Here is an 11,458-nt window from a genome sequence, read left to right on the forward strand (position 1 = left end):
CTCTCGATTCAAAATCAAGAGACCCTACACATTTGATTCGTCGAAACTTTGTTCAGTTTTCAAAGGTCTAATTCGTTGTGCTAATTGCTTAACACAGCTTCATAAGAATAGCATATAAAGCGCTTTCCGTCAATAACTTTTTTCAAAGTATTTTTTGAATTAACTTTTAGCTAAGTTGCCGTTGCGACAACGAGAACTATCATAGCAAGAAACAAAATAACTGTCAACAACTTTTTTTAAAATTATTTTTAGCTATTTGCTGATGCCACCATCCCGGTCGCGAGCAACAACGTTTACTAATATATCAATTGACCGTGAAACTGTCAACGATTATTTGGATTTATTTTCAATTTAATGCAAACTCCGGTTAAACATCCCCATTTATTTCATGCCTTTCCCCTTAAAATAACCAGCCTACGCTCACCTTTCAATCCTCATTCATGCCAATCATAACTACCCGTAAAACGGGTAGTTTGCTCCAGGGCTATAAGCCCTATGTACTAGCCAGCATCTCAAGGCGCTGGCTTTTGTGTATCAAAGCCAAACTGCTTTTGTCACTTTTGCGACCGCTTTAAGCGGTGTTCGTATTACTTACCTTGACCCTTAAAAGGGTCTTCGTATTCTCGGACACTTAACCGATCTTGCGCCTGATCATGCTTTTCTTGATCACGGATATATTTTTTGATAGTGGCTTCATTAAGCCCAACCGTGCTAACATAATACCCGACTGACCAAAAATGTCGGTTCCCAAATTTATACTTCAAATTCGCATGCTGGTCGAACATCATCAAGGCTGATTTGCCTTTTAAATAACCCATAAAACTAGCAACACTTAATTTGGGTGGGATACTTACCAACAAGTGTACGTGATCTGGCATCATATGACCTTCTAATATCTTTACACCTTTATATTGGCATAACAAGCGAATATCATCTTGCAAGTCACGTCGATATTGATTATAAATTACTTTTCTCCTATACTTTGGAGTGAATACGATATGGTACTTACACAACCACTTAGTATGTGCAAGGCTGTTTAGTTTATTCGCCATTTCTGACGTCCCCTTTCGATTTTGAATGTTTGGCTCTGACACCTACATTCTAAATCTAATGGGGGCGTTTTGGTTTAACCATTTTGCCATCCGCCTGCATAGCGGGTGGTTTGTTGTTTCGCACGCTTTAACGTACTCAACCGGGCCTAAAGGCATAAAAAGGGTGGACGTAATCAGTCGATCACGTCCACCCGCTCCCCCACGAAGCACTCTTTCAATTATCTTTTTAAGCCGTAAATTCCGTTTTAACGTGTTGTTTTACTTGAGCTACAATCAGAACCGCAATCACAGCACCAACAACCGCCTGCACGATGTTGGTTGGCACCCCGGCAATTCCCGCTGCCATGGTATACATAATGGAATCAGAAATAAAATAGCCCACTACCATGACAATGCAAGCCAAACTCAATGCCAGTGCTTGGCGGCCCTTACGCTGACCCGCACCAAGTTGACCCGCAATCCAGCCTTCCAAACCATGTACAATCAATGAAAAGAACATGTACTGGGAATAACCTAATAGAAGGTCCAACAATAAACCACTCGCACCACCAACGATTGCCCCTCCACGGCGGCCAAATAATAGTGCTGCAATAAAGATTCCCGCATCGCACAAATTAATGTAGCCGTGCGTCATCGGGACTGGAAAATGGAAAAAAAGTGAAATTACAACCGTTACGGCAATTAAAATCCCAAGCGTCGTTACCGTTCGGGTTGTCATTTTATTGGATTGTCCTGTCAACCTGATCATCCTCTCTTAACCTATGCCTTACAACGCCCCGTCGATTGTTTCCTATTCTACTACATTTCTCATTTCATTTTAATAAAAAAATCACGGCATTCAGTTAGAACACCGCGATTCTCAGTTAATTTAGTTAACTCGTGCTAAGAAGTAACGTTTCTTACCACGGCGAACAATGACAAACTTGCCATCAAAGGCCGCACTAGGATCGATTTCTGCGTCTAAATCCGTCACCTTCTCGCCATTAATCCGGATCGCACCATTTTGAATATCTTCACGGGCTTGCCGCCGGGATGGTTCAAATTTCGTTTCATCAACTAACCAGAGGACGATATTTTGCTTCTCAGCTGAAACGTCCGCTGAAGGAACCCCTTTAAAGCCTTGTTCAATTTCTTCGGCGTTCAGGTTTTGAACGTCTCCCGTAAAGAGGGCCTTCGTAATGTTTTCAGCCTCAACGACCGCTTCCTTACCGTGAACGAAAGCCGTCACTTCTTCAGCTAACCGCCGTTGCGCTTCCCGCTTTTCGGGTGCGGTTTTAACCGTTTCAGCCAATCGGTCGATTTCTTCATGACTTAAGAACGTAAAGTACTTCAAGTACTTCACAACGTCACGGTCATCCTGATTAATCCAGAATTGGTAGAATTCGTATGGTGACGTCTTTTCGGGATTTAGCCAGACTGCGCCTCCCGCGGTTTTCCCAAACTTAGTACCATCCGCCTTTAACAGTAACGGAATGGTTAACCCATAAGCCTGGGCATCGTTACCTTCCAAGCGGTGAATTAGGTCCGTTCCGGCGGTAATGTTCCCCCACTGGTCAGCCCCACCAATTTGTAATTGAACATGTTCTGAACGGTATAGATGAAGGAAATCGATTGATTGCAAGATTTGGTACGTAAATTCGGTGTACGAAATCCCGACTTCAAGCCGACTTGCAACCACTTCTTTGTTCAACATCGTGTTCACACTGAACAATTTCCCGTAATCACGTAAGAAATCGAGTAATGAAATCTTTGATAACCAATCGTAATTGTTCACAATCGAAAAGTTTTCATCGGAACCAAACAGCTTGTGCATTTGGGCGTTCAAACCATCCTGATTATGTTTAACTTGGTCCATCGTTTGGAGTTTCCGTTCCGAGTTTTTACCGGATGGATCACCGATTGCACCCGTCCCACCACCGACAACCACGTATGGATGGTGACCGGCTAATTGGAAACGTTTCAAGATCATAAATGGAATCAAATGGCCGATATGCATACTATCGCCAGTCGGATCAATCCCACAGTACAATGAAACCGACTGCTTTTCAGTCAGTGCTTTCAGGCCGGCTTCATCCGTTTGCTGATTAATCGCGCCGCGCCATTTTAAATCATCAATAATGTTCATTCGACTTGTTCCTCCTAAATATTGGTCCGGTCAAAATAAAAAAACTCGCCCCTGTTATTACAACAGGGACGAGTTTTCCGCGTTACCACCCAAGTTATCACGCTAATCGTGATCGCTCATTGATTGGTAACGAAAATCATCCGGCCGATTGGCAGTTCACACTATGTAATTCACGCTTAATCACAGCCCGGTTCACACCAACCACCGGTTCGCTTTACTGTTGGATTAAGCCCTACTAATTAGTGCTCTCTACTTTTAATTGATTATCTTTCATCATAAGCACTCGCATCCTAAAAGTCAATGACCACTAGCGCCTTTTTACGCCTTTAAAGTTAAGACGATTGCTTGACGGCCCAGTTGCTTATACGCCGCTTGGAAGTTATCCCAGTCCACAGCCTGTTGCTTTTGACCATACGGGTTATTAATGTAAATCAATTGCTTATCGCGATCAAAACCAGTAATCACGACACTATGCACGTCGTAAGTCACATCAACGTCTCCCTGCGGCGTCGACCACGTTTCCATCGAGTCGACTGGTGCAAATGACACGGTTGTCACCGTCCAAACTGGCCGGCCCTTCTCCAATTGCCGAATAACCTGCTTAAAGCTTGCGCCTGAGAGGTCTTTAACCTGCTTGGTTTGTGTTTTAGCGACTTTATAAATCGGACCGTGATACACACCTAAACCCGGGTTATTTCCCGTAATGTCACCCACAAAGCCAACGTTCGGATTACCATGCGTCCCGTCGCCGTAATCTAACGGCACACTAGGTAACTTAGCTGCCAATTCATTTTTAGTGACGTCCACGTTAACGTAATTAAACAACATCGTCAGCGACGCAATTTCACATCCATTATATAACCGCGGTGCATCCATCTGATTCACCAGCGGCACATCGAGCTGGACCCGGTTAACGTCTTCCGGGGCCGATTTTTTCTTTGCATCACTGTGCTCGGCCTGGCTCTGACTAAACGATGCCGTAATCCAATCAGAACTCGTAATTGCCAGCCAACCACCAATCACCACAACTCCAAGCATTAAAACGACGATCCCCCACCGTCGATGCCGTCTTGGCCGTTTTGCCATAAGCTATTCACCCATTTCTTGATTAACCTAACTGAATCCAACCGGTAATTAACTACCATAATTATTCAAATTAATTACCAATTAATTTGAAATTATCATACCATGAACGACCCGAATCCCCCAGCTTTACATCCTTCATATTTGTACCCGCAGTCTGCTAAAAAAAGACGGTTCAATTCTTAACAAAACAAACAACTCATTAGCGCTCGTACCCAGTCCTTTGGTTAACCAAATTTGAATTTGCAATCAATCGGATTCTACCCGCCAAACGGCTACAATAGCGGTAAGCAACTCCCGTTAAGTCTCGCAAATTAACCGGGTGACTGTTAATTTTTAGCGATATCGATTACAATTAATTTGATGTTTGTAATGATACTTTACAAACTAAATAATAATTTTAATTATAACTATTAAATGATAAACGAGGAACGATTATGGCACTCTTAATCTTCTGCTTACTTGGGTTAGCCGGGACCTACGAAATCCTAATTCTCATGTTAGCCTGCCGGGAATTTATTACGGTCAGGATCGCGCTCACGTGGCTCGGCCTTGGGATTGGGCTTGCGTGGCTATGGGTGGCCGCAACCCGGTGGTCATTTAGTGGACTCATCCTTTGGACCAATTTATTACCAACGTTAGTATCAACGGCAATGCTAACGCGCCTACTACTAACCCGCTGGCCACTCACGTTACCGATTGTTGCCAGTCTCGTCACCTTTAAACGCCTACTAATCAGCGGCACGCTTGCCTTGGGCAGTTGGCTGCTCCCGCAAGCCGGCTGGATTGGGGCGGCTCTCATTAGTAGCGCCATCAACTTATTAGTAGTGGGCCTTCTAGGTTGGTTAGGCCATCGCATCGTCATCAACCACGGGATTATCGACCACTTTCAGCGCGTTCCGGTTGAACAACAGGACGCGCTCGTAGTCGCCCTTGGTTACGGGTCGTACGTTGGCATCAACTTGTTGCGGCCAGATTTTGCGAGCACCCAGGGCGGGCTGGGCGCCCTATTCGTCACATTGATTGCAACGCTGGTTTTTGGCGGTTTGAGCGCCTACTTGATCACCAATAAAAACAACCGGCTAACCGACGCCCAACTATTGCAGCAAGTCTCGCAATACAATGAATTACTCAGCGAACGCAACCAACAATTGCACTTGTTCAAACATGATTACCAAAACATTTTGCTGAGCTTATCGCGTTACATCCAAACGGACGATTTAGTCGGTTTAAAAAGCTATTTTGAGCAGGAAGTGCTCCCAAACGCAACCAGCCTATCAGCGGAACACGCCCCCGAGCAGTTGCGCCGGCTTCATGCGCCCGCGTTAAGTGGCCTAATTTATGCCAAATACGCCTTAGCCGCAAGCCAAGACGTGCATTTACAGGTCATGCTGTTAGAAGATGTCATTCTGCCACCAACCGACCAAGTCAACGTCGTGCGCATTATCGGTAACTTACTTGATAACGCCATCGATGCAGCCCAGCAGGCGGACGGTCAAGTCCAATTAACGGTCAGTAACACGCCAACCGCCGTCCAGTTTACGGTTCAAAATCAGTTACCTAATCAACAAGTCGTTAACTTAAAACAACTTAGCAAGCCGCGCTTTACCACTAAGCCCGGCCACCGCGGTTATGGCTTGAGTAGTATTGCACAATTAGCCAGTAACCAACTAGTTGTCAATTACCAAATCACTAAAAATCAGTTCATTGCGCACCTATCCTTGCAACGCCAATAATTTTAAATAAAATTTAAGTTGATAAAAACGCTTACATCACTAAAATAAAAGGTGAAGTAAGCGTTTTTTGGAGTTGATTTGAAAGGAAATGAACACCATGTCACAATCTGATGCGCAACTAGATAAGCATTTACAAACCGCACTATTTGGGACGCCAGTTCTGCACCCCGATGAGCAGCACCGCAACCTTGGGACGTTTCACGAACGCATTGATCTAGCAATCACCTTCACCCAGGCACTGACACGCGACTATTCGGCTGAACTTCAGGCTGAAATGGCGGCCCATCCCGATTACCAATTACTATTACACGGATTACTTGATCAAGATATCCGCGACCGGTACGTCCAATTGGCAGCTAAACAAAACGTTAAGTTTGCGATTCGCAACGATTTGATGTACCGCCACGAGCCTGACAGCTTGGCAGTGGCCCTGGTCGCAACTTGTGCGATTACACCGACCACCATTAACATTGACCAACGCTTTCCGGACCCACAACCAGCCCCCCATCAGTCGGGCGATTTACTGGAGCGCATCCATCACCACTTAGAGGTGCAGCGCCAGGACTTTTTGAGTAAGTTGAAATAACTCATTAAAGCTGACAGCTATCGTTACGTTATCTAAAAAAACCCGAACCGCAAGCATCCGTGCCCGCGGTTCGGGTTTTCTTCAATCCTAGAATAAACTTAAAATTGCCAGCACCACTGGCGGCACCAACAATGAGGGTAATAAGTTAAGCGTCTTAAATTGCTTGATCTGAAGTAAGCCGAGCCCCGACGCCAAGATCAAAATTCCACCAACGATCGTAATTTCATTAATTAGGGCCGTGCTCAGCGCGCCCTTTAAAACTAACGCTAACACGTAAATGCCGCCCTGCCATAACAAGAGCACTCCGGCCGCAATCGCGATACCGAACCCAAAGGTCGAGGCCAGCACGACCGAAGTGATGCCATCAAGCATTCCATTCGTAAACAGGAAGGTGTAATCCTGCTTTAAGGCCGCTTGGATTGGACCGAGAATTGATAACGAGCCAATGCAGTAAAGCAAAATTGCCGTTGCCAGCCCTTCCGCTAAGTCGCCCCCGGAAAAACGCCCAACCAACCGGTCAAAGCGCCCCTGCAAATCCAGGGCCTGGCCGATAATCCCACCGAGTGCTAAGCTGACGATAAAGAGCACCGGGTAATGACTATTCGGCATCCGCTGCACCACCGCGTTGATCCCAATCAAACTGGCAGCCAGCCCCAGCGCCTGCATTAAAATTTCATGGTACGCCGGCTTAATGCCGCGCTTAAATAGCGTTCCAGCCGTGCAACCCAGCAAAATCATTCCCACGTTAAAGAGTGTTCCAACCATTCCTTCACCTCATCTATGTAAAAAAAGTAGGTCGTGCGCACGGCCACGGCGGTGCGCCCACCTACTTTCATCGTTTAAGAGCTTAATGCTATTTGGCTGCCCGGGTTGTATGCCCCGCCCGGACCTGAGCTAAATATCGTTCACTTTGGGGTTCGTCAAATTCGTGCTCCGACTTACCAATGATCACCGCCGCTAACGAGTTACCAGCCACGTTGACCACGGTTCGACCCATATCAACGAGGCGGTCAATCCCGGCAATGAAGGCTAAACCTTGAACCGGAACGCCAATCGTTGAGATGGTTGCCAGTAGCACCACGAACGAAGCCCCCGGCACCCCCGCAATTCCTTTCGAGGTGATCATCAACACGATTAACAAGGTAATCTGTTGACTGATCGACAAGTGAATGCCGTAAGCTTGGGCCAAAAACAAGGCCGCCAGTGATTGATAAATCGCCGAACCATCCAAGTTAAAGGTGTAGCCGGTCGGAATCACGAAGGACACGATCCCTTCGCTAACGCCAAACTTGCCCATCTTATCAATAATTCGCGGCAAGGCGGCTTCCGAGCTCGCGGTTGAAAACCCTAAGACCATTTCATCCCGAATCACCCGTAACAGGTGCCAGATATTCAACTTAAACAGTCGGGCAACGAGTCCCATCACCACGACAATAAAAATCGCCATCGTCACGTATGCAAGTACAATGAAATAACCTAACGGGGCCAGCGCTTTTAAGCCCATTTCAGCCACCGTCACACCAATCAAGGCACAAACCCCGATCGGTGCCGTGTGCATGACCCAGTTGGTTACCTTAAACATCGCTTCGGCCACGGCGTTCATGAAGTCCAAAATGACTTGGCCCTGCTTTCCAATCGCCGCAGTCCCCAAACCAAAGAAGACCGCAAAGAAAATAACCGGAATCATGTCACCGTCCGCCAACGCCTTAAAAACGTTGGTCGGGATAATGCCCATCACCGTTGACCAAATCCCACTATGCGAGACGCTCTTAGCCGTCTGCACGTACTGGCTAATATTGGAAGCGTGTAACTGGTGAATGTCGATGTAATCGCCAGGATGGAAAATATTTCCCATTAATAAACCGAGGGCGATCGCAATCGTCGTCATCAATTCAAAGTAAATGATGGTTTTTCCACCGATTCGCCCCAACTTTTTCAAATCGCCCATGTTTGCAATCCCGGTAATCAAACAGGCCACCACGATAGGGAGGACGATCATTTGAATCAAGCTGATAAACATCGTCCCAATGTTTTGCATCGCCGTAATGGCCGTCTGATTGCCGTAAAAGACCACGCCAAGCACAATTCCCAGTAACAGGCCAATTAAAATCTGCCACCCTAAACTCAATCGAAAACGGCGGTACCGCTTCATCTGATCCTTCTCTTTCAAAACTCTCGCTCCGTTTCCACTGATTAGCACCTACTAGGCGCCACAATATTAACAGTTTAGCACAAACGGCCCCAAAATGAGAACACTATTAAAATCTACCGAGAAGTTCTTAATGCTGATCCTTAGCCGTTAACCGATCATAAACTGCGGCACTGACCCAATCAGCGGTCCACATCCAGAGCACGTGCCCGAGCGCTTCGGAAACGTGTTCCGCAGTCGGCTGATCCTTAGCGCTTGGAATCGTCTTTAAAGCGGGTAAAATACCCACGTGAAACGCACCCCAGACCCCTAAGCCGTAGAGGGCACTACTGCCAGCCTGCGCTTTCGGGTGTTTGCGGGCCCAGAGACTGTAGGCCACTGCGAAGGTCGTTGAAAAGCCGAAGTGCATCATGTAGCTAACGACTGGTAGCTGCTGGTTGGAATAAGTATAGGTCGCGTGGGTCACACTCGCCGGCACCCCAATTTGCTGCAACAGTTGCTGGGGCGGGTTGGTCGCGTCGCGTTCGGGCGTCCGTGGTGGCAAAATATTCTCCCAGCCTAATTTAACGAGTCCGGAAATCACCCCACCCGTCACACCAGCAATCATTGCGGCGCGGTGATTAAAATTACGTTTGGTCATCGAAACCATTCCTTTCTATTCGTCATACTTTTATCATACCAGTCTAAGTCCCACCCGCGTATTAATTTGGTCTTCATCCGTCAGCTAATTAATTTATCAGTTGATAAATTAATTGGTGATTAAATGTTGCCATTTTAAATCGAACATGCTATTCTTTGATTGTTCACTTATCACTTGATAAACGAAAGGAGCAACAACCATGTATTTAGGATTAAAAGAAATGGCACACGAAAAATTGCGGTACGGGCTACTTAGCGGTGTCCTGCTGTTGATCGCGCTCGTCGTCTTCATGCTCGCCGGGCTCGCAAACGGCCTCTCAACCGGCAACCGCCAGGCCGTTGACCAGTGGCGGGCCCAACAAGTCTATTTAAATAAAAATGCCAACCAAACGCTAACGGCATCCCAGTTGACCTTGGCAGATCAAAAGTACGTTCAGGGCGCCCACGTCGCCCCCCTCGCCAGCCTGTCCGGGACGTTGCGGACAACTAAGAATCATCAAAAAACGACCGCCAGCGCCTTTGCGACTAGTCGGAAGAGCTTTTTAATGCCCAAAGTCACTAAGGGGCACGCCATTAACGGGGCCAACCAGTTAATCATCTCGGCCGGACTCGTCAACGACGGGTACCACCTCGGCCAAAAAGTTCGGATTGGGACTACCACCCACAGCGTTAAAATCGTTGGAATCTACCAGACCAGCACGTACAGTATCGCCCCGACGGTTTATACGGATATCAGCACCCTTAACCGGTTGAAGGGTAGTCCCATCACCAGCGGCAAGCAACAACCCATAAACGCGTTCGTCACGCAAGCAAGTCACTTTAAAACTAAGCAGCACGGTAGTTTAGAGCGTCTCAGTATCGCAACCTTCATTGATAACTTACCAGGTTACAGCGCTGAACAGTTGACGTTGAACACGATGATCTACTTCCTCTTCGCCATTGCGCTTGCGGTTATCGGGATTTTTATGTTCGTTTTAACCCTCCAAAAGCAAGCCCTCTTCGGCGTTTTAAAGGTTCAGGGGATTGGGACTGGGCATATTTTAAGCGCGCTGCTTAGCCAGAGTATCGCCATGGCCGTGATTGGGATTGGCCTCGGGCTCGGCATCACGGTCGCCCTTGCCCAAATCATGCCCGCCGGCCTGCCTTTCGTCATCAACTGGCCGCAATTTGGCCTCTATAGTGGCGCCCTGCTCCTTGCAGCCGTCATTGGAGCGCTACTTTCATGGCGGACGGTCGCAAAAATCGACCCAGCCGTTGCAATCGGTTAATTAATCTAAGGAGGACTCATTCATGACAACACCCGTTTTAGCTTTAAACGCCATTACGAAACAATTTGGGCAGGGCCACACCGCCGTTACCGCGTTAAAAAACGCTGATTTCAGTGTTAACGCGGGCGAATTTGTGGCGATCATCGGGCCATCGGGATCCGGCAAGTCAACCTTCTTGACGATTGCCGCCGGGCTGCAAACTCCCACCAGTGGGCAGGTAATTTTAAACGGGCAGCCGCTTTCCGCCCAGTCCGAAAAACAGCGGCTCGCTTACCGTTTTAATGAAATTGGTTTTATTTTACAAAGTTCCAACTTAATTCCCTTTTTGACCGTTACGGAACAATTTAAATTAGTCGATAAACTCGCAAAACGCACCTTTCAAAAGGCACGGACGAACCAACTGCTTGGTGAACTGGCCCTAAGGGAAGTGGCAAGCGCCTATCCAAGTGAACTTTCGGGTGGTGAACGTCAGCGGGTCGCGATTGCGCGGGCCCTTTATAACGACCCCAGCGTCATCTTAGCTGACGAACCGACCGCCAGCCTGGACACCCCGCGTTCAATCGATGTTGTGCAACGACTTGCTAGTGAGGCTCATCAACACAATAAAGCCATCGTGATGGTCACCCACGACCAACGCTTGATTAATCACTGCGACGTCGTTTACCGCATTGAAGACGGCGTGATGACCAAACAAACTGAACACCGGGCCGCGCCAGTTCAACCTTAGTTGAATCTACGCTAAAGAGGCTGTGACATAAGTAGCCTCTGTATAAGCAAATGGGACGAGAAACCGAATTTTGGTTTCTCGTCCCATTTGCTT

The 11,458-nt window shown here is 47.3% G+C and carries 11 protein-coding genes and 1 other annotated feature; of the genes, 4 read left to right on the forward strand and 7 right to left on the reverse strand.

Going from position 1 to position 11,458, the window contains the following annotated elements:
* Window positions 1-587: 587 nt before the first annotated feature.
* The 4 genes from tnpA to FFM79_RS12180 all read right to left on the reverse strand — a co-directional run bounded on the left by tnpA (window position 588) and on the right by FFM79_RS12180 (window position 4,263).
* On the reverse strand, window positions 588-1,052 hold the full coding sequence (gene tnpA / locus FFM79_RS12165; protein ID WP_137643753.1) for an IS200/IS605 family transposase: 465 nt from the start codon (window positions 1,050-1,052) through the stop codon (window positions 588-590).
* Between the two features lie 226 nt (window positions 1,053-1,278).
* The gene (locus tag FFM79_RS12170) at window positions 1,279-1,770 is read right to left on the reverse strand and encodes an ECF transporter S component (RefSeq protein ID WP_137643754.1); all 492 of its coding nucleotides are present in this window, start codon (window positions 1,768-1,770) and stop codon (window positions 1,279-1,281) included.
* 150 nt (window positions 1,771-1,920) lie between these two features.
* Entirely contained in the window at window positions 1,921-3,177 is a 1,257-nt protein-coding gene (gene tyrS, locus FFM79_RS12175; RefSeq protein WP_137643755.1) for a tyrosine--tRNA ligase, read from the reverse strand.
* A gap of 61 nt (window positions 3,178-3,238) precedes the next feature.
* Window positions 3,239-3,436, reverse strand: a binding site (T-box leader).
* A gap of 59 nt (window positions 3,437-3,495) precedes the next feature.
* On the reverse strand, window positions 3,496-4,263 hold the full coding sequence (locus FFM79_RS12180) for a C39 family peptidase (protein WP_137643756.1): 768 nt from the start codon (window positions 4,261-4,263) through the stop codon (window positions 3,496-3,498).
* Window positions 4,264-4,697: 434 nt separating this feature from the next.
* On the opposite strand from FFM79_RS12180, the gene FFM79_RS12185 reads away from it, so the two are divergent.
* Both FFM79_RS12185 and FFM79_RS12190 read left to right on the forward strand, forming a co-directional pair.
* Window positions 4,698-5,996 carry a sensor histidine kinase gene (locus FFM79_RS12185; protein ID WP_137643757.1) on the forward strand — a complete coding sequence of 433 codons (1,299 nt, stop codon included), beginning with the start codon at window positions 4,698-4,700 and terminating at the stop codon, window positions 5,994-5,996.
* A gap of 97 nt (window positions 5,997-6,093) precedes the next feature.
* The gene (locus FFM79_RS12190; protein WP_137643758.1) at window positions 6,094-6,582 is read left to right on the forward strand and encodes a YueI family protein; all 489 of its coding nucleotides are present in this window, start codon (window positions 6,094-6,096) and stop codon (window positions 6,580-6,582) included.
* A gap of 87 nt (window positions 6,583-6,669) precedes the next feature.
* On the opposite strand, the gene FFM79_RS12195 is transcribed toward FFM79_RS12190, so the two are convergent.
* The 3 genes from FFM79_RS12195 to FFM79_RS12205 form a co-directional block, all read right to left on the reverse strand.
* Window positions 6,670-7,347, reverse strand: a complete 678-nt coding sequence (locus FFM79_RS12195; protein WP_137643759.1) for a DUF554 domain-containing protein — start codon at window positions 7,345-7,347, stop codon at window positions 6,670-6,672.
* An 88-nt stretch (window positions 7,348-7,435) separates the two neighbouring features.
* Window positions 7,436-8,734, reverse strand: coding sequence for a dicarboxylate/amino acid:cation symporter (locus tag FFM79_RS12200; protein ID WP_137643763.1), 1,299 nt, complete (start codon window positions 8,732-8,734; stop codon window positions 7,436-7,438).
* A gap of 127 nt (window positions 8,735-8,861) precedes the next feature.
* Complete coding sequence (locus FFM79_RS12205; RefSeq protein ID WP_137643760.1) at window positions 8,862-9,371, reverse strand: YagU family protein; 510 nt, start codon at window positions 9,369-9,371, stop codon at window positions 8,862-8,864.
* A gap of 199 nt (window positions 9,372-9,570) precedes the next feature.
* On the opposite strand from FFM79_RS12205, the gene FFM79_RS12210 reads away from it, so the two are divergent.
* Together FFM79_RS12210 and FFM79_RS12215 are read left to right on the forward strand one after the other, a co-directional pair.
* On the forward strand, window positions 9,571-10,638 hold the full coding sequence (locus FFM79_RS12210) for an ABC transporter permease (protein ID WP_137643761.1): 1,068 nt from the start codon (window positions 9,571-9,573) through the stop codon (window positions 10,636-10,638).
* A 22-nt stretch (window positions 10,639-10,660) separates the two neighbouring features.
* Window positions 10,661-11,365 carry an ABC transporter ATP-binding protein gene (locus FFM79_RS12215; protein WP_137643762.1) on the forward strand — a complete coding sequence of 235 codons (705 nt, stop codon included), beginning with the start codon at window positions 10,661-10,663 and terminating at the stop codon, window positions 11,363-11,365.
* Window positions 11,366-11,458: the final 93 nt, after the last annotated feature.

This window comes from Lactiplantibacillus modestisalitolerans, from assembly GCF_005405425.1.
In the GTDB taxonomy this organism is placed as follows: domain Bacteria; phylum Bacillota; class Bacilli; order Lactobacillales; family Lactobacillaceae; genus Lactiplantibacillus; species Lactiplantibacillus modestisalitolerans.

Excerpts from the sequence above, each read along its gene's own strand:
- tnpA (WP_137643753.1), bottom strand. The coding sequence starts at position 1,052 with ATGGCGAATAAACTAAACAGCCTTGCACATACTAAGTGGTTGTGTAAG.
- FFM79_RS12170 (WP_137643754.1), bottom strand. The coding sequence starts at position 1,770 with ATGACAACCCGAACGGTAACGACGCTTGGGATTTTAATTGCCGTAACG.
- tyrS (WP_137643755.1), bottom strand. The coding sequence starts at position 3,177 with ATGAACATTATTGATGATTTAAAATGGCGCGGCGCGATTAATCAGCAA.
- FFM79_RS12180 (WP_137643756.1), bottom strand. The coding sequence starts at position 4,263 with ATGGCAAAACGGCCAAGACGGCATCGACGGTGGGGGATCGTCGTTTTA.
- FFM79_RS12185 (WP_137643757.1), top strand. The coding sequence starts at position 4,698 with ATGGCACTCTTAATCTTCTGCTTACTTGGGTTAGCCGGGACCTACGAA.
- FFM79_RS12190 (WP_137643758.1), top strand. The coding sequence starts at position 6,094 with ATGTCACAATCTGATGCGCAACTAGATAAGCATTTACAAACCGCACTA.
- FFM79_RS12195 (WP_137643759.1), bottom strand. The coding sequence starts at position 7,347 with ATGGTTGGAACACTCTTTAACGTGGGAATGATTTTGCTGGGTTGCACG.
- FFM79_RS12200 (WP_137643763.1), bottom strand. The coding sequence starts at position 8,734 with ATGAAGCGGTACCGCCGTTTTCGATTGAGTTTAGGGTGGCAGATTTTA.
- FFM79_RS12205 (WP_137643760.1), bottom strand. The coding sequence starts at position 9,371 with ATGACCAAACGTAATTTTAATCACCGCGCCGCAATGATTGCTGGTGTG.
- FFM79_RS12210 (WP_137643761.1), top strand. The coding sequence starts at position 9,571 with ATGTATTTAGGATTAAAAGAAATGGCACACGAAAAATTGCGGTACGGG.
- FFM79_RS12215 (WP_137643762.1), top strand. The coding sequence starts at position 10,661 with ATGACAACACCCGTTTTAGCTTTAAACGCCATTACGAAACAATTTGGG.